Source organism: Pseudomonas sp. DW-iso17 (assembly GCF_058725345.1).
The window spans coordinates 1-20,684 of sequence record NZ_JBZXEA010000022.1; the positions used below are offsets into that span (position 1 = coordinate 1).

The window sequence follows — 20,684 nt, forward strand, 5'->3', positions numbered from 1 at the left end:
CACATTTGGGCGGTGTTGCTGTCGGGAGTTGTGCTTGTCGCGATGGCCCTGCAAAACGGTATTCCACATACACCGCCGATCCCTTGTGGGAGCTGTCGAGCTTTAGCAAGGCTGCGAAAGCGGTGCTTCAGGCGATGAAGAGGTTGCCTGTGCCGCCGCCATCGCAGCCTCGCTGGGGCTCGACAGCTCCCACATTTGGGCGGTGTTGCTGTCGGGAGTTGTGCTTGTCGCGATGGCCCTGCAAAACGGTATTCCACATACACCGCCGATCCCTTGTGGGAGCTGTCGAGCTTTAGCAAGGCTGCGAAAGCGGTGCTTCAGGCGATGAAGAGGTTGCCTGTGCCGCCGCCATCGCAGCCTCGCTGGGGCTCGACAGCTCCCACATTTGGGCGGTGTTGCTGTCGGGAGTTGTGCTTGTCGCGATGGCCCTGCAAAGCGGTATTCCACATACACCGCCGATCCCCTGTGGGAGCTGTCGAGCTTTAGCGAGGCTGCGATAGCGGTGGTTCAGGCGATGAGCCTTTCGGCAATGCCGCCATCTGATCAAATTCCGTCTAGGGCTATACTTGCCTCCTTCCAACCAATCGAGAACCCCATGAGCACCTCTCTTTCCCTGACGCCTGCGCGCAAGCCGCTCGCGCCACTGATTGCCTTTATCATCCTGGTGGCGGGCGCGCTGTTCCTGCAAAACATGGTCGGCGCACGCCAGGTGTTGCTGCTGGTGGTCGGCGCCGCGCTGGGCCTGACGCTGTATCACGCGGCCTTCGGCTTCACTTCGGCCTGGCGTGTGTTCATTAATGATCGGCGTGGCGCTGGCTTGCGTGCGCAGATGGTGATGCTGGCGGTGGCGGTGCTGTTGTTTTTCCCGGCGTTGGGCGCGGGCACTTTGTTCGGTCAGCCGGTCGTGGGGCTGGTGGCGCCGGCCGGTGTGTCGGTGGTGTTCGGGGCGTTCATCTTCGGGATCGGCATGCAGCTGGGTGGTGGTTGTGCGTCGGGTACTTTGTTCACCGTGGGCGGCGGTAATGCCCGGATGTTGGTGACGCTGCTGTTCTTTATCTGCGGCTCGTTGATCGCCACCCACCATGTCGACTGGTGGTTTGCACTGCCATCGTTCCCGGCGGTTTCCATTGTCAAAAGTTTCGGTGTGCTGCCGGCGCTGGTCTTGAGCCTGGCGGTGTTCGCGCTGATTGCAGTGGTGACAGTGCGCCTGGAAAAGCGCCGTCACGGCCAGCTTGAACAAGGCGTGCAAAGCGAGCACCAAGGGCTACGCCGCTTCCTGCGCGGACCCTGGCCGCTGGTGTGGGGCGCGATTGGCCTGGCGCTGCTCAACTACGCCACCCTCGCCCTGGCCGGACGGCCGTGGGGCATCACCTCGGCGTTCGCGCTGTGGGGCGCCAAGGTGGCGAGCGGGCTGGGCGTGGATGTCGCCAGTTGGGCATTCTGGCAGATGCCGGGCAATGCCAAGGCCCTGGCTGCACCGGTGTGGGAAGACATCACCAGCGTCATGGACATCGGCATTGTCCTCGGCGCGTTGCTGGCCGCAGGCCTGGCCGGGCGTTTCGCGCCCAGCCTGAACATCCCGCTGCGCTCGTTGATCGCGGCGGTGATCGGCGGCCTGATGCTCGGCTATGGGTCGCGCCTGGCCTATGGCTGCAACATCGGCGCGTACTTCAGTGGCATCGCCTCGGGCAGCCTGCATGGCTGGGTGTGGCTGGTGGCGGCCTTTATCGGCAACGGCGTGGGCGTACGTTTACGGCCCTTCTTCTTTGCGGGTGAACGGCCCCAGGTGGCATTGAGTGGCTGCTGAGCAGTCCACCCACATTCGCCTGGCGCGCGCGCAAGATGCCGGTTTGTTGCCCGCCATCGAGCAGTGCGCAGCCCAGGCATTTCGCGCAATCGAAGGGCTGGCTTGGCTGGCGGATGCGGCGTCGATCAGCATCGAACGCTATCGGCAATGGATCGCGCTATCGACCTGTTGGGTGGTGGTTGATGACCACGATCACCCTCAAGGCTTCCTCAGCGCAGAACGCTTTGGCGACGACCTGCATATCCATGAAGTGTCGGTTGCCCAGCCGCTGCAAGGCCAGGGCTGGGGGCGCAGATTGGTGGAAACGGCGATAGAGCATGCCCGCGCCCAACACCTGCGTGCGGTGACGCTGACCACCTTCAAGCATGTACCCTGGAATGCTCCGTTCTACCGGCGCCTGGGCTTTGCAATTCACGTCGATCCGCGTCTGGAAACAATCCTGGCGGATGAATACGCCCATGGCTTCGAACCCGGCAGCCGTTGTGCCATGGCGTGCCCGGTGACATGTCCGAATCCGTCCTGAAGTAGTCCGCCTTGCGTCTGTCGCGCACTGTGGGTGGTCCTTACCATGGCGTGCATCGTTTACCCACTGATGCAAGCCACAAGGACTGTCCATGACCCATAAAGCCCTGATCGTGATCGACGCCCAACATTCCTTCCGCCATTCAACCTACTGGTCCGAAAATGACCTGCCCGACTATCTGGAAAAACAGCAGGCCCTCATCGATGGTTGTGTTCAGCGCGGCATCCCGGTGGTACAAGTCTTCCATGTTGAAGACCAGGGGCATTTCTCCATGCAATCGGGCAACGTCAGGGCATTGAGCGAGCTGTCGATCAATCCACAGTTGGTGGTCCACAAGCGTTACCACAGCGCCTTCGCCGGTACGCCCCTGGCCGCTCGCCTCACGGAGATGGACGTCACCACGCTGATCATCAGTGGCATCCGGACCGAGCAATGCTGCGAGACCACCACGCGGCAGGCGTCGGACAGCGGCTTCAAGGTGGACTTTGTCAGTGAAGCGACATTGACGTTCCCCATGACCCACCTGCGTAGCGGCCGGGAGTACACCTCTGCGCAAATCCGCGAACGCACGGAGCTGGTGCTGGAAGAGCGTTTTGCGCGCATCGTCACGGTCGAACAGGCCTTGGAAGGATGAACCTGTGAGCGTACCGGTGCTGTTCGTGCTGTTGCCCAATGTGCTGATGCTCGACCTGGCGGGGCCTGCTGAAGTGTTGCGCCTGGCCGCGCAAGCCGAGGACCCGGCGGCGGTGGATTTCGACCTGCAGTACGTCAGCCCGGTGGAGTCGCTGCACAGCTCCATCGGCTTGCCACTGACCGGGCTGGCGCCCCTGCCGCAGACTCTGGCGCCCGGCACGCTGGTGGTGCTGGTGGGCTCCACGATGAACGTATCAAAGGCCCACCAAAAGGCTTTCGAATCGGCCAGCCAGCAGCTCACCCTGTGGTTGCAAAACGTCTTCGCGCCCTCGGCCGAACGCCTGGTGTGCGTGTGTGCCGGCGCGTTGAGCGCCGCCAGGGCCGGGCTGCTCGATGGGCGCCAATGCACCACGCACCATTCGCTGTGCGCCACCTTGCAAGCCCTCGCACCCAAGGCCCGGGTCCTGGAAAACCGGCTGTACGTCACCGACGGCCCGGTCAGTTGCAGCGCCGGTATCACGGCGGGTATCGACCTGATGCTGCACCTGGTTGCCGAACTGGCCGGGCCACGCTTGGCCTGCGCCGTGGCGCGGGACATGGTGGTGTACCTGCGCCGCAGCGGCAGCGACCCGCAGCTATCGCCTTGGGTGACCGGGCGCAATCACCTGCACCCAGCGCTCCACCGTGTGCAGGACGCCATCGCCGCCGCCCCCTGCGAGGCCTGGACACTCACCCGCATGGCAAGCCTGGCCTGCACCAGCAGCCGACACCTGGCGCGCCTGTTCCAGGAACATGTGCAGATCAGCCCACTGGATTACCTGCATCGCCTGCGCCTGGCGGTGGCGCGGGAACTGCTGGCCGAGTCGGCCCTGGACATTGAAGCCATCGCCGAGCGCGCAGGCTTTGGCTCGGCGCGGCATCTGCGGCGTATCTGGGGCAAATATGAAGCGGCCACCCCTTCAGCCATGCGCCTTACTCAGCAGGCGTCTCGACAGCCGTGACCGGCTCTTGGCCGGCCTCGGTCGCCAGCTTCAAGCGGTCCGCCTTGCTGATGTATTTGTCTTTGCTTTTAGGCGCCAGCTTGGCGCTGGCCTTTTTCGCTTTGGCTTTGAAGAGCTGCTGAAGTTTTTTCTGGCGGTTCATGTTCCGTTGCCTGAAGGGGAAAGGCGCAGATGATACTACCGGTTCAGCGCGCCAGGAACTCGCTGATCAGCGTGATCACTTGCTGCTGGATCACGGGCCGTGGCCGCGCGCCTTCGCCGTCCTGGCAAATCATGCTGTCGCCGGGCACATCAGCGTCAAGCACCGCTGCCGCGCCCGGTTTGCACTGAGACATAAAACTGAAGTGGTTGGCGTCCTGGATCTCCACGTACTGAGTCGACATTTTTGGCAGCCGCTTGGCCATGTCAGCCGATTCCATTTGCGCCGGCAAATCCGCTGACGGCACACCGGCAGCGATTACCAACGCCGGCACCGGCAATGCCGCTAGGCTCGCATCGGTAAAGCCGCGCGACAGGCCCAAGTCCAGAGACACCACAGCGGTCACGCGCTTGTCGCTCAAGTCCGCGGCCACTTGAGCCTTCCCGCTCGGCGTACCTTCAGGGTTCATCTCACGGTAAGCCTTGCACGCCACCAACGTCGGGTGGGCGTCGCAGTCCCGGGCAAACAACGCCGGGTCAAAACGCGCCCCCGCGCTCTCCATGACCGTCCAGCCCCCCAGGGAATGGCCTATCACCGCGATCCGGCCACTATCCGCCGCGCCAAATGGCGTGGCCTGCGCCAGCAGCGCATCAATGGCCCGGCTCAAATCCTTGGGCCGTTGCCACAACTGCGCGGCGGCTTGCGCGCTGCGATCCTGGCTGGTGGTGCCAGGGTGATTCACTGCCGCCACGATATACCCCTGCCGGGCCAGCGCACTGGCCAGCCACGCCTGCTTGCCCCAGTTGCCACCATAGCCGTGGGAGAGCACCACCACCGGATGTTTGCCGGGTGTCGGTGCGGCATCAGGCACCGCAAGCACACCGATGAACACCAGGTTGTCGGCGATCAGCTTGGGTTGGGCGGTGCTGGTGGAGGGGTACCACACGGCCATTTCCAGTGGGCGAATGTTGTGAGTGTCAGGGATGGTGGTGGTTTGGAAACCGATGGGGTCGTTGGCGAGTGCAGGCCCAGTCAGGCTGATCAGGAGCAGGGCGGCGAGGGGGGCTTTCATTGTTTTTATCGTCCTTGAAATGAAGGACGCAGCATGACCTGAAACGAGCGGTTCAGGTAGAGGGGAGGCGGTCACCCGCCCCCCCAATAATCAATCAGCTCCTTATAAACGCCAGCAAATCCGCATTAATCGTATCGGCATGGGTAGTAGGCATGCCATGCGGGAAGCCCGGGTAGATTTTCAGCGTGCTGTTTTTCAACAGTTTGGCGGACAGCACCCCGGCATTTTCATGGGGGACGATCTGATCATCGTCGCCATGCATGACCAATACGGGAATCTGGATGCTCTTCAGGTCTTCGGTGAAATCGGTCTGGGAAAACGCCACGATCCCGTCATAGTGCGCCTTGGCACAGCCCATCATGCCTTGCCGCCACCAGTTCAGGATGATGCCCTCGGACGGCTTGGCGCCTGGGCGGTTATAGCCGTAGAAAGGTCCGGCGGGAACGTCCTGATAGAACTGTGCGCGGTTGGCTTTCAGCTGCGCCTGCAAGTCGTCGAACACTGACTTGGGCAGGCCGCCAGGATTGCTCGGGGTCTGGACCATCAACGGTGGCACGGCGCTGATGATGGCGGCCTTCGAGACGCGGTCTTCGCCGTGGCGGGCGATGTAATGAACCACTTCACCGCCGCCGGTGGAGTGACCGACATGCACCGCAGTTTGTACGCCCAGATGCTCGACCACGGCCGCGACGTCGTCGGCATAGTGGTCCATATCGTGCCCGTCCCAAACCTGGCTGGAACGCCCGTGGCCACGTCGGTCGTGGGCAACGACCCGGTAGCCTTCGCCCAGGAAAAACAGCATTTGCGCGTCCCAATCATCTGCGCTCAGTGGCCAGCCATGATGAAAGAAAATGACTTGGGCATCGCGTGGGCCCCAGTCCTTGTAGAAAATTTCAACACCGTCTCGCGTGGTGACGTAGCCCATGTTCGCCTCTCCCAAATGAAATGATGGCCTGATCGAATCGCGATCATGGCGCTGGATTGACCCACTGCAGCCCATTCGTGTCTGGCAAGCGTGCCGTCTACGAATCGCCGCCTTGGCCGCCCAATGACTTTAGGTTTAAAGTCAACTTTAAGGTCAATGGTTTTTCGTGGGTGGTACATGAGAATAGGCGAGTTGGCAAAAATCAGCGGGTTGGCGGCCTCACGCATCCGTTTCTACGAAGCGAGCGGCCTGATCCAATCGGTTGAGCGTAAATCCAACGGCTATCGGGACTATGCACCCGGCACCGAGGCGGTGTTGGAGATCATCAAGGGTGCCCAGGCAGCCGGTTTCTCTCTGGAAGAAATCCGGCAGTTAATGCCCAGAAGTGCCGGTGGTTGGCAGCATGACGAGCTGCTCAGCGGGCTCAAGCACAAGGTCGAGGAAATCGAGGTGCTGCAACAACGGCTGGCCCAGAACAAGGCTCAGTTGCTGAACGTCATCAAGGGCATCGAAGGCAAGCCCGAGGGCATGGCCTGTGCGGAGAATGCGCAGATGCTGATTAACCGTCTGCGCGAGGAAGGGGGCGCTCCAGCCTCATCCACAAGAAAAAGCGCCCGCCGGGCCCCGAGGGCCTGACCGGCGCACAAGGGTCAGCGTTCGCCAATCAGGTTGGCGAGCGGCTCTGGCGCATAGAGTGCGCTCTGGAACTCGGGTACGTATTCGTACTTCAGCATTTTCCCCAGCTTGAGGTCGCGCAGGTAATTGGACAGGCTGCCATCGCCCAGCGTGAGGGTGGCTGAGTCTGCGTCACGGCTGGAGCCATGGCTGAGCTGGCGGGAAACCGCGTACCCGTAGGCCAGTTGGCCGTGGTGATCGAGATTGGTGAAACTGCTGGTGACCAGGTCCGCATCATGGGACAGTTTCTCAAGCTTTTTGGCCTTGAACGACACGTCCAGCTTGCCGGTCTGGCTGTCGGTAATGTCATACACCACCGAGTGCCCATCCTCTTTGCGATCAATGCCAGTCAGCCATTTCGGCAGGTTGTAACCGACCACGCCGCGCACCCGCGCCAGCTCGGTATTCACCGGCAGCTTGAGCACATAGCCCCAAAAGTCCTGCGACATCGACTGGCCCACCAGCGTAAAGGGGCCCAGGTTGGCTTTGCCAGGTTTGTTCGTGATGATCGACACGGCGACTTCGTTATAGGCGTCGTTATCGCAATGCTCATAGGTGTACGCAGTAAACGCGATCAGCCCGCGACCCGGCCAGACTTGCAAGGGCTGCACGGCGGCCAGTACCTGCGGTGGCATCAACGCCCGAAGCTTATCGATGTCGGCTGTATAGACTGCTGTTACCCGACTGTTCTGGTAGTAAAAATTGGGCGAGTAGGATTCAAAACCGATGTCGACCTTGTGCTTTTGCAACCCTTTGAACCAGCTTAAATCAACCCCGGGTAATTCTGCTGCAACCACCGACAACGGCGGGTTGGAGCGAAAGCGGTCGTACAAGCCGCCCTTGACGACGGGCACCTGCTGGCCGGCGATATCGATGTGGGTTGTGTCGTTGGGGCTGGGCATCTCGGGCGTTCCCGCCAACGCAAGGTTGGCAAAAGGGGTGAGCAGCAATCCGGTTAAAACGGCGCTTGGAATGTTCAATCGGTCTTCTCCAGGGAGGGGCTACGGGTGGGGCCTAGGCTCTATCGTTCGTGGGACAGCTCGGTTATCACGGCGAGTGCGACGGCCCTGGGCGATTGCGGGTTCTGGCCCGTGATCAGGCGGCCATCGGTGATGACAAATGAGGTGAACGGCACCCAGCCCTTGCGGTAACGCGCCCCTTGGCTCAGCAGCCGGTCTTCAAGCAAGAACGGCACCTCACGCTTCATGCCCGACAGCAGTTCTTCGCGGTTGGAGAAGCCGGTGATGTTTTTACCCTTGATGATCGCGTTGCCCTGTTCATCCTTCAGGTCCAGCAGGCCCGCCACACCGTGGCACACGGCCGAGACGATGCCGCCCTGGTTGTAAATGGTTTGGGCGACACGTTGCAGGTCGAGGTTGCCTGGGAAGTCCCACATGACACCGTGGCCGCCGGTGAAGTAGATCGCGCGAAATTGCGACGGATCGACATTGGCGATGGGCAGCGTGTTTTGCAGCCGGGCGCGAAAGGCTGGGGACTGCAACTGCTCACGCGCCGGCTTGTCCATGTACAGCCAACCGAGGCTGCGCTCGTCCAGAGGCACAGCACCTCCTTTGGGGCTGGCAAATACCGTCGTGTAGCCAGCCGCTTCCACGACCTCGGTGAAATGCGTCAGCTCTGTCAGCCACAGGCCCGTGGTATCGGGCCTTGAGGGGTAGCTGGCGTGGTTGGTCATGATCACCAGGATCTGGCGATTGTTTGCAGCGGCCGTGGAAGGGCCGGGTTCAGCCTGTGCAAATGTCATAAGCGCGCCACCTATCGCTACCAACGCAAAAGAAATAAGGGTTTTGAGCATGATCCAGGGTCCAGTAATCCTGTCGGTTGGTGCATGCTCACCTTAAACCTCGCTTTAAGGTCAACCCCTGCTTTGGCAAAAAAAAAACCGAGTCGTCTTGGGGCGCGACGGCTCGGCTTTTTTTGGGCGTGTTGAACGTTTAGCCAGCTGCTACAGCCGCCTCGCGCTCCATCAACTTATCGACCAACAACATTCCCAGCTCACTTAACTGATGAATCGCCAACGCGACGTCGCGCTGTTTACCGGTCAGTTCATCCGACAGGTCGAGCAGCAGGGCGGTTACTGAGGAAAAGGTTTCATAGCTATTGGCGACGAGCATTTCATTGCTGGCATCGTCGGCAACGCTGAACAGCGGTGTCGAGGGTGGAGGAGAGGGTTCGGCGTTGGGGTTGAGGGCGTGATCGATCGCACGACGGGCTGCCTGATCAAGCTTCAGGTTTGGATCGTTTGGAGGGTTTGGGGTGACTTTGTACATATGCGTAATTCCTGAATGGGGCCGACACCGTTTCGCTACTAAACGAAAGGGTGGCAGCTGTACGCAGGTTAGTAGACCGGGGAATTACACAAAGCCGGCGCGCCCGAAGGCGCCCTACGCACAGCCACCATCAGGCACAGACAGGAACGTCTGATAGATGAAGCTCATGCACTAAGTGTAATTGACCCTCGGGCTACTAAACCCGATCACTGAGTTGTCAGCGACCGAGCCACCTTCGAGACGCCCATCCAAGCGCACAAGCCGGCGGATTCTGACGCAACTGTAGGCAACGGAGCAAGGTGGTGCAGCTTGCTGTAGGACGGGTCTACATCAACGCCGGCCCACTCACTCACTCCCTGTAGGAGCGAGCTTGCTCGCGAAAAACCATAGGCGCCGCGTTCATTCTGGATGAACACATTATCTTTACGTTCTTCGCGAGCAAGCTCGCTCCTACAGAGAGGATGCCTCAGTCGCGACGCAACGTTTCGGTCTTGAGGACACAAGCGCTAATAGTATTGCTCGGCTGCCTGCGCGGCGGCTGGACTAGGATTTTTTCTGGCGGTGCACACCGACATTAAAAATTCACTGGCATCTACAAGGAGTAGCCAGTAGGCTACATTTGAATCTGTGACCAATACGATCGGCAGGACGCCCGAGTTCGATACATGGCTCGACGGTATGAAGGATGTGTGGGGTAAGACGGCTGTACTGATCCGCCTGGATCGAGCCGAAGAAAACAATTTTGGCGATTGCCAGCCTGTAGGCGATGGCATGAGTGAAATGCGTGTGTTTGTCGGGCCCGGCTACAGGATTTACTTTGTGCGCACGGGCATCACCGCTTACCTGATGCTGTGGGGAAGCGATAAAACCGACCAGAAACGAGGAATCAAGCGGGCAAAAGAGATTCTTGATGCCCTGAGAGGTCAATGACATGAGTCAGTCAACATTCAAACCAGAGGACATGCCGATCCTCGAGCTGGATACATCCGGCACCAGTGCCTATGAGGCTTCACGCTTCCTTGATAGCCCGCAAACCATCAGTGCCTATCTTGCGCAAAGCATGGCGTGCCATGACCCGCAAGTCCTTATGAAAGCGCTGGCCGAGGTTGCCAAGGCCCAGGGTGTGAACAAGGTTGCCGAAGCGGCGGGGGTGAATCGGGAAAGCCTGTATAAAACCCTGAAAGGCGGCTCAAAGACGCGTTATGAGACGGTCCAGAAGCTGATGCTGGCATTGGGGGTGGAACTGACGGTGCGACCGATTACTGCGACCCCCCCTAAAAAAACGGCTGCCATCGGTACAGAGAAGCTGTATTGAAATGCGCATGGTCTTGTAGGAAATCGACCTCTGGAAGCGTAAGGGTTTCCCTATAATACTGTTTATATATCCAGTATTTGCAGGTCTGCGCGCTCATGAACCGAAAATGAGTGAAAAATGGGCCTGTGGCAAAAAAAAGCCACTCCGTTAGGTTGAGGTCCTCTCCTTCAAGAAAGGAGAGTTCTTAATCAAATCAATGGAGTCACAACATGAACAAACCACAAACCCAGACACCTCTTCGCCATGGTCGTGTCACATCCCCTTCCAGCCGTGGCGCAGTCGCCGTGGATCTCGGCCTGCTGGAGACCTGGCAGGTCAATGAAATGGAAGGCGGCAAGAACTTCCCGGCACTGACGGCCGGTGCGTTCCCGGCGCCTTATCAAACCGACAGTGATAGCGTCACCCCTCCCGCCGACGGCTTTATCCTCAGCGGTGGCAAGACCGATGCCCGTGACTGCATCAACTTCACCCACGAGGAAATGGCCAAGAAACTTGGCCGCGCCTTCACCTGGCCGTTGCTCAATGTCGAGCCGGGTCAGACCTTCAAGGTCACCTGGGCATACACCGCGCCGCACACCACCCGTGGCTATCGCTGGCTGATCACCAAGGATGGCTGGGATCCGAAACAGCGCATCACCCGCGCACAGCTGGAAGCCCAGCCGTTCGCTGAAGACTTCTATGCCCAGGTGCCGTACTACAGCCATGCAGGCGAACTGAAGGCCAAGGTCGATCATGAAGTGAAACTGCCGACCCACAAAAAGGGCCAGCATGTGATTGTGTTGATGTGGATCGTCGCCAACACCGGCAACGCCTTCTATCAAGCCTTCGATGTGGACTTCAAATAAGCCCGCACCGTTAAACCCACACGTTCTGAAGGATTAGAACATGTCAAAGATTGACTTTACCTCACTGCAATCGCCGCTCAACGATGCCGCTTCGCTGATGCCGAGCATTGCCGGCAAAAAGATCCTCATGGGCTTCTGGCATAACTGGCCTGCCGGCCCGAGCGATGGCTACCAGCGTGGCCAGTTCGCCAATATCAGCCTGGCGGATGTCCCAAAGGATTACAACGTGGTGGCCGTGGCCTTCATGAAGGGCAACGGTATCCCAACCTTCAAACCGTACAACCTGTCCGATGCCGAGTTTCGTCGCCAGGTGGGCGTGCTGAACAGCCAGGGCAGGGCGGTGCTGATTTCCCTTGGCGGCGCCGATGCACACATCGAACTGCATAAAGGCAATGAACAGCCACTGGCCAGCGAAATTATCCGCCTAGTGGAAACCTATGGCTTTGATGGCCTGGATATCGATCTTGAACAGAGCGCGATTGATTTCGCCGACAACAAGACTGTCCTGCCCGCCGCCTTGAAGCTGGTCAAGGACCACTACGCGGCTCAAGGCAAACACTTCATCATCAGCATGGCGCCGGAGTTTCCGTACCTCACCACCGCCGGCAAATACGTCGGTTACATCCAGGCGCTGGAAGGCTATTACGACTTCATCGCCCCGCAGTATTACAACCAGGGTGGCGACGGCATCTGGGTGCAGGAGGTCAACAGCGGCAACGGCGCCTGGATTGCTCAGAACAACGACGCGATGAAGGAGGACTTTCTGTTTTACCTCACCGAAAGTCTAGTGAGCGGAACGCGCGGGTTTACCAAAATCCCGGCAGACAAGTTCGTCATTGGCCTGCCCGCGAACGTCGATGCGGCTGCCACCGGTTATGTGATCAACCCAACAGCCGTGACCAATACATTCAAGCGTTTGCACGACAAAGGATTGTCGATCAAGGGCCTGATGACCTGGTCGGTGAATTGGGACAACGGGATCAGCAAAGACCATGTGCCCTACAACTGGGAATTCAGCCGCCGTTATGGGCCGATGATCAATGGCACTGCTCTCTCTGGCCTGGAGCAGGATGAGGCGGATCTGGAGGTCGCCAATCGGCAGTAGCGCAAAGGGGCCTCTGGCAGACGTGCCAGAGGTCAAACCGCTAAGCTTCTGATCTGACTAAAATCCGATGCCTGTTTGGGCATCGGATTTTTTGCGTCACGCTCACATTGCGCTGAGCGTTCCTCAAACCGAGTTACCGCACCAAACAAGGCCGCTTGTTATCAAAGCCCCAACCCGGGATCAGAAACTGCATCGCCACACTGTCATCCCGGGCTCCAAGGCCCATGCCTTTGTACAGCTCATGGGCCTGGGCTACGGCGTCCATATCAATATCCACACCCAGGCCAGGCTTGGCCGGCACCTTCACATAGCCCCCTTCAATCTTCAACGGCTCCCGCGTCAGGCGCTGGCCGTCCTGCCAGATCCAGTGGGTATCGATGGCGGTGATCTCGCCGGGGGCGGCCGCCGCCACCTGGGTAAACATCGCCAGGGAAATATCGAAGTGGTTATTGGAGTGCGAGCCCCAGGTCAGGCCCCACTCGTTGCACATCTGCGCGACGCGCACCGAGCCCTGCATGGTCCAGAAGTGCGGGTCGGCGAGGGGGATGTCCACTGATTGCAACTGGATGGCATGGCCCATTTCACGCCAGTCGGTGGCGATCATGTTGGTGGCGGTTTTCAGGCCCGTGGCGCGGCGGAATTCGGCCATGACTTCGCGGCCCGAGTAGCCGTTTTCTGCGCCGCAGGGGTCTTCGGCGTAGGCCAGCACATGATGCTGGTCGCGGCACAGGCGGATGGCTTCTTTTAAGGACCATGCGCCGTTGGGATCAAGGGTGATGCGCGCATCGGGAAAACGCTCGGCCAGCGCAGTGACGGCTTCGATTTCCGCGTCGCCACTCAATACGCCGCCCTTGAGCTTGAAATCGTTGAAACCGTATTTGGCCTTGGCCGCTTCGGCCAGGCGCACTACCGCGTCGGCGGTCAGGGCTGTTTCATGGCGCAGGCGGAACCAGTCGTCATCGGCGTCGGCCTCGTTGCGGTAGGCCAGGTCGGTGGCGTTGCGATCCCCCACATAGAACAGGTAGCCGAGCATCTTCACTGCGTCGCGTTGCTGGCCTTCGCCTAGCAAGGCGGCCACCGGCACTTCGAGGAACTGGCCCAGCAGGTCGAGCAGTGCGGCCTCCATGGCGGTGACGGCGTGGATGGTGATGCGCAGATCGAAGGTTTGCAGGCCGCGGCCCGCGCTGTCTCGGGACGCAAAGGTGCTGCGCATCTGGTTGAGGACGCGCTGGTACTGGCCAATCGGCTGGCCGATCACCAGGCCGCGGGCATCTTCAAGGGTTTCGCGTATGCGCTCGCCGCCGGGTACTTCGCCCACGCCGGTGTTGCCGCTGCTGTCCTTGAGAATGACGATATTGCGCGTGAAGTAAGGCCCGTGGGCGCCGCTGAGGTTGAGCAACATGCTGTCGTGGCCGGCGACGGGGATGACTTGGAAGTGGGTGACTACAGGGGTATTCATGGCGTGTTCCTGGCTGAGTTCAAAGAGGTTTGCTGATGGCGGCACCGTCGGGCACGGCCAACACGGCAGAGGGAGAGGTCTTGGCAAAGAACACGAGGATGGCCGCGAGCACCGAGGTGCAGGCCAGGCCATACAGCCCGCCCTGGATCGAGCCGGTGGTTTGTTCGAGAAAGCCGAAGGTAGTCGGCGCCACAAAACCGCCCAGGTTGCCAATGGAGTTGATCAGCGCGATCACCGCGGCGGCGATGCGCACATCCAGGTAGCCCTGGGGGATCGGCCAGAACAGCGACGACGCGGACTTGAACCCTATGGCGGCAAAACAGATCGCCACGAAAGCGAAGATCGGCCCGCCGGTGGTGGACATGAACATGCCGGCCGCCGCTATCAGCAGGGCCGCCGCGACCCAGGCTTGCTGGAACTTGAACTTGCCCGACAGCGACGCGAAGGCGTACATGGCAATGATCGAGATCAGCCAGGGGATCGAGTTGAAGAAACCCACCTGCACATCACTTAGGTCGCCCATTTTCTTGATGATGCGGGGCAGCCAGAAGGTGGCGGCGTAGATCGTCAATTGAATGCAGAAGTACAGAGCGCAGAACAGCAGGATCTGGCGGTCTTTGAGCAGCTTGCCGAGGGTGGGTTTCACCGTGGTCAGGGCTTCGCGATCACGTTGCTCCTGATCGATGGCGCCCACCAGCGCATCCTGCTCTTCGCGGCTCAACCACTTGGCGTCGTGGGGTTTGGAGTCGAGCCAGAACCACACGAAGAAGCCCAGCGCCACCGAGGCCAGGCCCTCGATGCCGAACATCCATTGCCAGCCATGCAAACCAAAGCCTTCGATCTGCAACAACGCGCCCGACAACGGCCCGGAGATCAACGACGCCACCGCCGAGCCACTGAGGAAGATCGCGATGGCCTTGCCACGCTCCACGCCGGGCAACCAGCGCGTGAAGTAATAGATCACGCCCGGGAAGAATCCTGCTTCCGCCACACCCAGCAGGAAACGCAGGATGTAGAAGTGGGTTTCGTTCTGGATAAACGCCATCAGCGTGGCGACGATGCCCCAGGTGAACATGATGCGGGTCAGCCAGATACGCGCGCCGACTTTTTGCAGCAGCATGTTGGACGGCACTTCGAACAGCGCATAGCCAATGAAGAACAGCCCGGCGCCGAAGCCGTAGGCCGCTGCGCCGATCCCCAGGTCATGCTCCATGTGCGTGCGCACGAAGCCGATATTGACCCGGTCGATGTAGTTGAGGATGAACATGACCACGAACAGTGGGAGCACATGACCCTTCACTTTGCTCACGGCGCGGGCGAGCGCTGAATCACTTTCGGGTACGGCAGATGCTGGGCTTGAATGCTTCACGAATGAAAACTCCCCCTGATTATTTTTATGCGGGTTTGGTGTTTTGTTGACAGACATCATACAAGTTGTTTTTTGAAGGCCGCAATCCTGTGAGGGCTGTTTTTGTTCTTATAAGCCGGTATTGAGATTGGCTAGTTTGGTTATTTGCCAGATTTTATTGGGTTTTGCCCCGCTGGTGACGGCTCGGGGTGTGCGCTTCTCTCAAAGCGAAGACAGGGTCGGGTGAGGTGGGGTGAGTGTGTTGTCATACAAGTTGGGTGTTTTTCGCCACCACCCATCGCCCCGTGCGCTCAGGGTGATAAGCTCCCCCCAGCCCAACCCCGTGGACCCGTCTCGATGCCGATTAAAAGCACGCCGCCTGTGCGTAAACGTTCCGCCAACCTGGCCCAGGGCGTGGTCGAGGCACTGACCCAGCGCATCCAGTTGGGACAACTCAAGCCGGGTGAAAAACTGCCGTCCGAATCCACCATCGTGCTTGAGCATGGGGTGAGCCGTACCGTGGTGCGTGAGGCCTTGTCCAAGCTGCAGGCGTCGGGGCTGGTGGAGACGCGTCACGGCATCGGCACCTTTGTGCTGGAGCAGCACACGCAGCCGGGCCTGCGCTTGCATGTGGACACGGTCGCCAGCGTGCGCAACATGCTCGAATTGCGCCTGGGCCTGGAAGTGCAAGCGGTGGCGTTGGCCGCGCTGCGCAGGAGCGAGGCACAACTGGCCCACATGCGCCAGGCACTGGACGACTACCAAGCCTCCCTGGCCAACAACGACAGCTGTGTGGAGGAGGACAAGCGCTTTCACCAACTGATCGCCGAAGCCACCGGCAATACGTTTTTCACCGACATCATGCAGCACCTGGGCACGGCGATGATTCCGCGCACCCAGGTGAATGCCGTCGAGCGCGGCGGCGCGGACTTTGCCCAACTGGGGCAGTTGGCGAGCCTGGAACACGAGGCCATCTACAACGCTATCAAGCGCCAGGACCCGGACGCCGCACGGGCGGCCATGGTGCTGCACTTGACCAACAGCCGGGATCGATTTTCCGGGCACTCTTAAGGAATCACCGTTGAACGAACACACCTTGTCCCAGCGCCTGGAGCGCGTTGCCGCGCACATACCGACGGGTGCCCGCCTGGCCGATATCGGCTCCGACCACGCCTACCTGCCGGTGGCCCTGATACACCGCGGCGCTATTGCGGCGGCCGTGGCGGGGGAAGTGGCCGCGACACCGTTTCAGGCGGCCAGCCGTACCGTGGCCGACAACGGCCTGAGGCAGCACATCACCGTGCGCCTGGCCGATGGTTTGGCGGCGATCCAAGCCGGCGATGACATTACCGCCATCAGCCTGTGCGGCATGGGCGGCGAGACGATCCGCGACATTCTCGACAGTGGCAAGGCGCACCTCAATGGCCGGGAACGCCTGATCCTGCAGCCCAACGGCGGCGAGCAGCCCCTGCGCCAATGGTTGATGGACAACGGCTACCGGATCCTGCACGAGGAGCTGCTGCTGGAAAACCGCTTCTACTACGAAATCATCGTTGCCGAACGCGCCGAGGCGGTCACCTATACCGCCGAGCAACTGTACTTCGGCCCGCTGCAAATGCAGGCCCGCAGCCCGGCGTTTGTGGCGAAATGGCAACGGATGTTGCGCCAGAAGCGCAAGACATTGGCCAGCCTCGAACAGGCGCGGCAGGCGGTGCCCGAGCAGAAAGTGCAGGAGATCGTGCAGCAGGTGAAGTGGATCGATCAGTTGCTCGCCTGACCGCCACCGGTCCAGTGTGGGAGATGTGGAGCCTTAGCGAGGCTTCGAGCGGTGTATCAGGCAACATCCATGTCGTGAATGCCGCAGCCTTCGAAGCCTCGCTAAAGCTCGACATCTCCCACATTCGATCGTGCAGGCCGGTGCTGCCTGGCGACATTCGCGGCACTTCACCGCTACGCTGTAGTCTTCTCTTAAATCCCCCCAAGGTGTTGCCTCGATGATCACTGTTCACCACCTCAACAATTCCCGCTCACAACGTATCCTGTGGGCGCTTGAAGAACTGGGCCTGCCCTACGACATCAAACGCTACCAGCGCGACGCCAAGACCAACCTGGCGCCGCCTGAGCTCAAGGCCATTCACCCCCTGGGCAAATCCCCGGTGATCGAAGACGGCTCGCGTGTGCTGATCGAGTCCGCCGCGATCATCGACTACCTCATCCGCCGCCACGGCAACGGCCAACTGCAACCCGACCCGGCCACCGATGCCTACGACAGCTATGTGCAATGGCTGCATTTTGCCGAAGGCTCGGCCATGCTGCCGCTGATGCTCAACCTCTACGTCGGACGCCTGGGTGAAGCGGGTGCGCCGCTGCATCCGCGGATTGAATCGGAGCTGGCCAACTACCTGGGCTACCTGAATGATGTGCTGGGCCACACGCCGTACCTGGTGGGCGACGCACTCAGCGGCGCGGATATCCAGATGAGCTTTATCGGCGAAGTCGCCCAGGCCCAGGGCAAATTGCAGGCCTACCCGAACCTCGCGGCGTGGCTGCAAAAGCTCCAGGCGCGGCCGGCTTATCGCAAGGCGGTGGAGCGGGGTGGGGAATACGCGTTCGCCAAATAGCCAGAAGCCATGTTGGAGGAGGCTTGCCCTAATGCCAGTCAGTTAAGCGCAGATCTCCTGTGGGAGCGGGCTTGCTCGCGAAAGCGGTGGGTCAGTCAGCCTCGATGTTTGCTGGGCCGACGCCTTCGCGAGCAAGCCCGCTCCCACATTTGACCTTCGCTGCTTTGAACACTTCGTTCGCTTAACTGACTGGCATTGAGGCTTGCCCCCTCCCACATTTACAGCCTTAGACCCAGGTTCGTCAGGTGAACCTTCGAGTCTCCCAGCGCTCACTTAAAAGGTGGCACTGGCTTTTCTCGAAAGGAATCTGCATGCACTCCACCTCGTCAATCGCGCCCGTAGAGCGCGAACTGAGCCTGCGGGCAGTCATCACCGGGATCGTGCTGGGTATCCTGCTGACCCCTTCCAATGTGTACGCAGGCTTGAAGATCGGCTGGTCGTTCAATATGTCGATCATCGCCCTGTTGATCGGCTACGGAATCTGGCAAGGCCTGGCCAAGCGTTCCGGCGAGCACCTGCCGTGGACCCTGCACGAAAGCAATATCAACCAGACCGTGGCCTCGGCTGCGGCATCGATCATCTCCGGTGGGCTGGTGGCGCCCATCCCGGCCTATACCTTGCTCACCGGCAACCAACTGGCCGCGCTGCCGATGATCGCCTGGGTGTTTTCGGTGAGCTTCCTGGGGATCTGGATCGCGTGGTACCTGCGGCCTTCATTGCTCAATGACAAGGCGCTGAAGTTTCCCGAAGGCATGGCCACCCTGGAAACCCTGCTGCACATCTACAACCATGGCCGCGAAGCCGCCACGCGATTGAAAGTACTGCTCGGCGCAGCGTTGTTGTCCGGGTTGGTCAAGTGGGTGGATACCTTTATGTGGGCCTTCCCGCGCTGGTCGCCGAACGCCCAGTTGGAGCGCCTGACCTTCACCGCCGACCCCTCTCTGCTGTTGCTGGGGTTCGGCGGCATCATCGGCATTCGCGTAGGCCTGGCCCTGTTGCTCGGCGCCTTGCTGGCATGGGGCGGGCTGGGGCCGTGGCTGTTGGCCGATGGCTTGGTGAGCCTGCCCGCCGACAGCAGCGGCCCGCAATTTGCCGCGCTGGTGGAATGGCTGCTGTGGCCCGGCGTGAGCCTGATGGTGTGTTCCACCCTGGCGTCCCTGGCGATTCGCCTGTGGGCGTTGCATCGCTCAACCCGAGCGGCTGGCGGCACGCCCTGGGCGGTTCCCAAGCCTGGGCCTGCCGTGGGGTTCGCGCTGGCGATAGTGTTGGTGGTGAGCCTGCAAGCGCTGTTGTTCGGTATCAACCTTGGGATGGCGCTGCTGACCATTCCCCTGGCGATCTGCCTGGCCGCCGTCGCTGCGCGGGTGGTGGGGGCTACCGGTATTCCGCCGATTGGCGCCATCGGGCAACTGTCCCAGCTGAGCTTTGGTATCGCTGCGCCCGGCCAGGTACCGATCAACCTGATGAGCGCCAACACCGCTGGCGGTTCGGCGGGGCAGTGCACGGACCTGATGAATGACTTCAAGGTGGGCAAGGCGATTGGCGCGACGCCGCACAAACAGGTTATCGCCCAGATTCTTGGGATTTTTGTCGGCAGCATCGTCGGCGTATTCGCGTACCTGGCGTTGATCCCCGACCCGCAAACCATGCTGCTCACCGAACAATGGCCAGCCCCGGCCGTCGCCACTTGGAAAGCCGTGGCCCAAACCCTGACCCACGGGCTGGATTCGCTGTCACCCAGTATCCGCTGGGCCATTGCTGTTGCAAGCCTGTGCGGCGTACTGCTGGGCATACTCGACAGCACATTACCCACCCATCGCGCCCGCTATCTGCCCAGTGCGGCAGCCTTGGGACTGGCGTTTGTCTTGCCTGCGTCGGTGTCACTGATGATGGCCCTTGGCGCGATCATGACCTGGGCCGTGAGCTGTCGCTGGCCAAGTGTGACGCAGCGCTTTGCGATCACGGCAGCGGCGGGGCTGATCGCCGGTGAGAGCATTACTGGCGTGGGCGCGTCGTTGTGGCAGATGCTGGGAAGTGGATAAATGGCCGACCTGGATTTACAACTCTTCACGAATTCAAAAGGCTCACCGTTATAGGCTTGGCGCTGCCACGTCTGGATCAAACCCATTCAACTGACCGTTGAGCCGAGCCCATGAAACTGCCTGCCGTCGCTGCCACGTTTCTCGCCGTTGCTACGCTGCATCCTTTACCCGTACACGGCGCAGGCCCCATCACCCATGTCGCCATCTACCGTGGCCCTGCGGGTTGCGCGGACTGCTCGGAAAACGTGAAAACCGCCTTGCAGCGTCTCAACCCGAATTACCAGATCGACTTCGTGGGTGCCGACGAACCCATCGACATCACCCCACACACCCTGGCCCGCTACGACCTTTATGTACAACCCGGCGGCGGCCAGGACATCCCCGGCGCCCTCGACAGTCTCGGTGATGAGCGTGCCGAGGCTATCCGCGACTATGTTGCCAAGGGTGGCCGTTACCTGGGCCTGTGCATGGGCGCCTACCTGGCGGACGACAACAATCTCGGGCTGATCCCCCAGGCGCTGGACACCGAAGCCGGCCGCCCCGGTTTTGAAGTGACCGGTATCGACGACGCTGCTGTGCGGGTGACGTGGGACGGCCAGGCTGATCATGTGTTCTATCAGGACGGCCCGTACTTTCCCAAGGCCAGTGCCGCCGCGCCCTACAGGACCCTCGCCACTTACCGCAATGGCGATGTGGCAGCGGCGCGCTATGCCTACCAGAAAGGCGTTGTGGTGCTGAGCGGGCCGCATCCGGAAGCCGGCCAGGAGTGGTTCGAGAATGCCGGTATCCCACTGGACAAGATGCCGCGTGGGGAGCTGTTTGGCTCGCTCATACGCAGCGTTCAAGAGTAAGGCGTGACGCTCGGTAAACCCGTGCACCGCCATGA

21 protein-coding genes and 1 pseudogene are annotated in these 20,684 nt (G+C 60.6%); 14 read left to right on the top strand and 8 right to left on the bottom strand.

The window, feature by feature from the left end:
* The first annotated feature begins 595 nt into the window (after positions 1-595).
* From AC4PS6_RS17000 to AC4PS6_RS17015, 4 genes are all read left to right on the top strand, one after another.
* Entirely contained in the window at positions 596-1,807 is a 1,212-nt protein-coding gene (locus AC4PS6_RS17000) for a YeeE/YedE family protein (RefSeq protein WP_019817537.1), read from the top strand.
* Positions 1,797-2,330 (top strand): GNAT family N-acetyltransferase, encoded by a 534-nt coding sequence (locus tag AC4PS6_RS17005; protein ID WP_020302277.1) that lies wholly within the window; start codon positions 1,797-1,799, stop codon positions 2,328-2,330. Before AC4PS6_RS17000 ends, AC4PS6_RS17005 begins: the two co-directional genes overlap by 11 nt.
* Positions 2,331-2,421: 91 nt before the next feature.
* Positions 2,422-2,964, top strand: coding sequence for a cysteine hydrolase family protein (locus AC4PS6_RS17010; RefSeq protein ID WP_336827472.1), 543 nt, complete (start codon positions 2,422-2,424; stop codon positions 2,962-2,964).
* 4 nt (positions 2,965-2,968) lie between these two features.
* On the top strand, positions 2,969-3,964 hold the full coding sequence (locus AC4PS6_RS17015) for a GlxA family transcriptional regulator (RefSeq protein WP_072433751.1): 996 nt from the start codon (positions 2,969-2,971) through the stop codon (positions 3,962-3,964).
* Here the strand turns inward: AC4PS6_RS17015 and AC4PS6_RS17020 are convergent.
* The 3 genes from AC4PS6_RS17020 to AC4PS6_RS17030 form a co-directional block, all read right to left on the bottom strand.
* Positions 3,936-4,106: a DUF2986 domain-containing protein gene (locus AC4PS6_RS17020; RefSeq protein WP_069558568.1), complete on the bottom strand. Its 171-nt coding sequence runs from the start codon at positions 4,104-4,106 to the stop codon at positions 3,936-3,938. The genes AC4PS6_RS17015 and AC4PS6_RS17020 overlap by 29 nt on opposite strands.
* Positions 4,107-4,149: 43 nt before the next feature.
* Positions 4,150-5,175 carry an alpha/beta hydrolase family protein gene (locus tag AC4PS6_RS17025; RefSeq protein ID WP_014719216.1) on the bottom strand — a complete coding sequence of 342 codons (1,026 nt, stop codon included), beginning with the start codon at positions 5,173-5,175 and terminating at the stop codon, positions 4,150-4,152.
* A gap of 94 nt (positions 5,176-5,269) precedes the next feature.
* A complete protein-coding gene (locus tag AC4PS6_RS17030) occupies positions 5,270-6,100 on the bottom strand; it encodes an alpha/beta fold hydrolase (protein ID WP_019817542.1) in 831 nt (276 codons plus the stop codon).
* A 177-nt stretch (positions 6,101-6,277) separates the two neighbouring features.
* Here AC4PS6_RS17030 and AC4PS6_RS17035 point away from each other — a divergent pair, with 177 nt between their 5' ends.
* Positions 6,278-6,736 (top strand): MerR family transcriptional regulator, encoded by a 459-nt coding sequence (locus AC4PS6_RS17035; protein WP_014719214.1) that lies wholly within the window; start codon positions 6,278-6,280, stop codon positions 6,734-6,736.
* A gap of 14 nt (positions 6,737-6,750) precedes the next feature.
* On the opposite strand, the gene AC4PS6_RS17040 is transcribed toward AC4PS6_RS17035, so the two are convergent.
* The 3 genes from AC4PS6_RS17040 to AC4PS6_RS17050 form a co-directional block, all read right to left on the bottom strand.
* The gene (locus AC4PS6_RS17040; RefSeq protein ID WP_198833597.1) at positions 6,751-7,677 is read right to left on the bottom strand and encodes an acetoacetate decarboxylase family protein; all 927 of its coding nucleotides are present in this window, start codon (positions 7,675-7,677) and stop codon (positions 6,751-6,753) included.
* Between the two features lie 119 nt (positions 7,678-7,796).
* Complete coding sequence (locus tag AC4PS6_RS17045; RefSeq protein ID WP_032902105.1) at positions 7,797-8,537, bottom strand: type 1 glutamine amidotransferase domain-containing protein; 741 nt, start codon at positions 8,535-8,537, stop codon at positions 7,797-7,799.
* Between the two features lie 190 nt (positions 8,538-8,727).
* A complete protein-coding gene (locus AC4PS6_RS17050; RefSeq protein ID WP_032902107.1) occupies positions 8,728-9,063 on the bottom strand; it encodes a DUF6124 family protein in 336 nt (111 codons plus the stop codon).
* A gap of 627 nt (positions 9,064-9,690) precedes the next feature.
* Here AC4PS6_RS17050 and AC4PS6_RS17055 point away from each other — a divergent pair.
* The 4 genes and pseudogenes from AC4PS6_RS17055 to AC4PS6_RS17070 form a co-directional block, all read left to right on the top strand.
* On the top strand, positions 9,691-9,993 hold the full coding sequence (locus tag AC4PS6_RS17055; RefSeq protein ID WP_014719210.1) for a type II toxin-antitoxin system RelE/ParE family toxin: 303 nt from the start codon (positions 9,691-9,693) through the stop codon (positions 9,991-9,993).
* Between the two features lies 1 nt (position 9,994).
* The gene (locus tag AC4PS6_RS17060) at positions 9,995-10,378 is read left to right on the top strand and encodes an addiction module antidote protein (RefSeq protein WP_056785934.1); all 384 of its coding nucleotides are present in this window, start codon (positions 9,995-9,997) and stop codon (positions 10,376-10,378) included.
* A gap of 209 nt (positions 10,379-10,587) precedes the next feature.
* Complete coding sequence (locus tag AC4PS6_RS17065) at positions 10,588-11,223, top strand: lytic polysaccharide monooxygenase auxiliary activity family 9 protein (protein ID WP_014719208.1); 636 nt, start codon at positions 10,588-10,590, stop codon at positions 11,221-11,223.
* Between the two features lie 40 nt (positions 11,224-11,263).
* Positions 11,264-12,265 (top strand): annotated as a pseudogene (locus AC4PS6_RS17070) (chitinase); the annotation flags it as partial.
* A 196-nt stretch (positions 12,266-12,461) separates the two neighbouring features.
* Here AC4PS6_RS17070 and gudD read toward each other — a convergent pair.
* Both gudD and AC4PS6_RS17080 read right to left on the bottom strand, forming a co-directional pair.
* Positions 12,462-13,787, bottom strand: a complete 1,326-nt coding sequence (gene gudD / locus AC4PS6_RS17075) for a glucarate dehydratase (protein WP_072433756.1) — start codon at positions 13,785-13,787, stop codon at positions 12,462-12,464.
* 19 nt (positions 13,788-13,806) lie between these two features.
* A complete protein-coding gene (locus tag AC4PS6_RS17080) occupies positions 13,807-15,156 on the bottom strand; it encodes an MFS transporter (protein WP_492180884.1) in 1,350 nt (449 codons plus the stop codon).
* A gap of 336 nt (positions 15,157-15,492) precedes the next feature.
* Here AC4PS6_RS17080 and AC4PS6_RS17085 point away from each other — a divergent pair, with 336 nt between their 5' ends.
* The 5 genes from AC4PS6_RS17085 to AC4PS6_RS17105 all read left to right on the top strand — a co-directional run bounded on the left by AC4PS6_RS17085 (position 15,493) and on the right by AC4PS6_RS17105 (position 20,649).
* Positions 15,493-16,206, top strand: a complete 714-nt coding sequence (locus AC4PS6_RS17085; protein WP_014719204.1) for a FadR/GntR family transcriptional regulator — start codon at positions 15,493-15,495, stop codon at positions 16,204-16,206.
* Between the two features lie 10 nt (positions 16,207-16,216).
* Positions 16,217-16,912, top strand: a complete 696-nt coding sequence (locus AC4PS6_RS17090; RefSeq protein ID WP_336827474.1) for a tRNA (adenine(22)-N(1))-methyltransferase — start codon at positions 16,217-16,219, stop codon at positions 16,910-16,912.
* Positions 16,913-17,129: 217 nt separating this feature from the next.
* Positions 17,130-17,756, top strand: a complete 627-nt coding sequence (locus AC4PS6_RS17095; protein WP_034126187.1) for a glutathione S-transferase family protein — start codon at positions 17,130-17,132, stop codon at positions 17,754-17,756.
* Between the two features lie 311 nt (positions 17,757-18,067).
* Positions 18,068-19,798 carry an OPT family oligopeptide transporter gene (locus AC4PS6_RS17100; RefSeq protein WP_336827475.1) on the top strand — a complete coding sequence of 577 codons (1,731 nt, stop codon included), beginning with the start codon at positions 18,068-18,070 and terminating at the stop codon, positions 19,796-19,798.
* Positions 19,799-19,908: 110 nt separating this feature from the next.
* The gene (locus AC4PS6_RS17105; protein ID WP_336827476.1) at positions 19,909-20,649 is read left to right on the top strand and encodes a BPL-N domain-containing protein; all 741 of its coding nucleotides are present in this window, start codon (positions 19,909-19,911) and stop codon (positions 20,647-20,649) included.
* Positions 20,650-20,684: the final 35 nt, after the last annotated feature.

Bases quoted from the DNA above. Each gene is read 5' to 3' on its own strand.
- AC4PS6_RS17000 (WP_019817537.1), top strand. From the start codon at position 596: ATGAGCACCTCTCTTTCCCTGACGCCTGCGCGCAAGCCGCTCGCGCCA.
- AC4PS6_RS17010 (WP_336827472.1), top strand. From the start codon at position 2,422: ATGACCCATAAAGCCCTGATCGTGATCGACGCCCAACATTCCTTCCGC.
- AC4PS6_RS17020 (WP_069558568.1), bottom strand. From the start codon at position 4,106: ATGAACCGCCAGAAAAAACTTCAGCAGCTCTTCAAAGCCAAAGCGAAA.
- AC4PS6_RS17025 (WP_014719216.1), bottom strand. From the start codon at position 5,175: ATGAAAGCCCCCCTCGCCGCCCTGCTCCTGATCAGCCTGACTGGGCCT.
- AC4PS6_RS17030 (WP_019817542.1), bottom strand. From the start codon at position 6,100: ATGGGCTACGTCACCACGCGAGACGGTGTTGAAATTTTCTACAAGGAC.
- AC4PS6_RS17035 (WP_014719214.1), top strand. From the start codon at position 6,278: ATGAGAATAGGCGAGTTGGCAAAAATCAGCGGGTTGGCGGCCTCACGC.
- AC4PS6_RS17040 (WP_198833597.1), bottom strand. From the start codon at position 7,677: ATGCCCAGCCCCAACGACACAACCCACATCGATATCGCCGGCCAGCAG.
- AC4PS6_RS17045 (WP_032902105.1), bottom strand. From the start codon at position 8,537: ATGACATTTGCACAGGCTGAACCCGGCCCTTCCACGGCCGCTGCAAAC.
- AC4PS6_RS17050 (WP_032902107.1), bottom strand. From the start codon at position 9,063: ATGTACAAAGTCACCCCAAACCCTCCAAACGATCCAAACCTGAAGCTT.
- AC4PS6_RS17060 (WP_056785934.1), top strand. From the start codon at position 9,995: ATGAGTCAGTCAACATTCAAACCAGAGGACATGCCGATCCTCGAGCTG.
- AC4PS6_RS17065 (WP_014719208.1), top strand. From the start codon at position 10,588: ATGAACAAACCACAAACCCAGACACCTCTTCGCCATGGTCGTGTCACA.
- gudD (WP_072433756.1), bottom strand. From the start codon at position 13,787: ATGAATACCCCTGTAGTCACCCACTTCCAAGTCATCCCCGTCGCCGGC.
- AC4PS6_RS17085 (WP_014719204.1), top strand. From the start codon at position 15,493: ATGCCGATTAAAAGCACGCCGCCTGTGCGTAAACGTTCCGCCAACCTG.
- AC4PS6_RS17095 (WP_034126187.1), top strand. From the start codon at position 17,130: ATGATCACTGTTCACCACCTCAACAATTCCCGCTCACAACGTATCCTG.
- AC4PS6_RS17100 (WP_336827475.1), top strand. From the start codon at position 18,068: ATGCACTCCACCTCGTCAATCGCGCCCGTAGAGCGCGAACTGAGCCTG.
- AC4PS6_RS17105 (WP_336827476.1), top strand. From the start codon at position 19,909: ATGAAACTGCCTGCCGTCGCTGCCACGTTTCTCGCCGTTGCTACGCTG.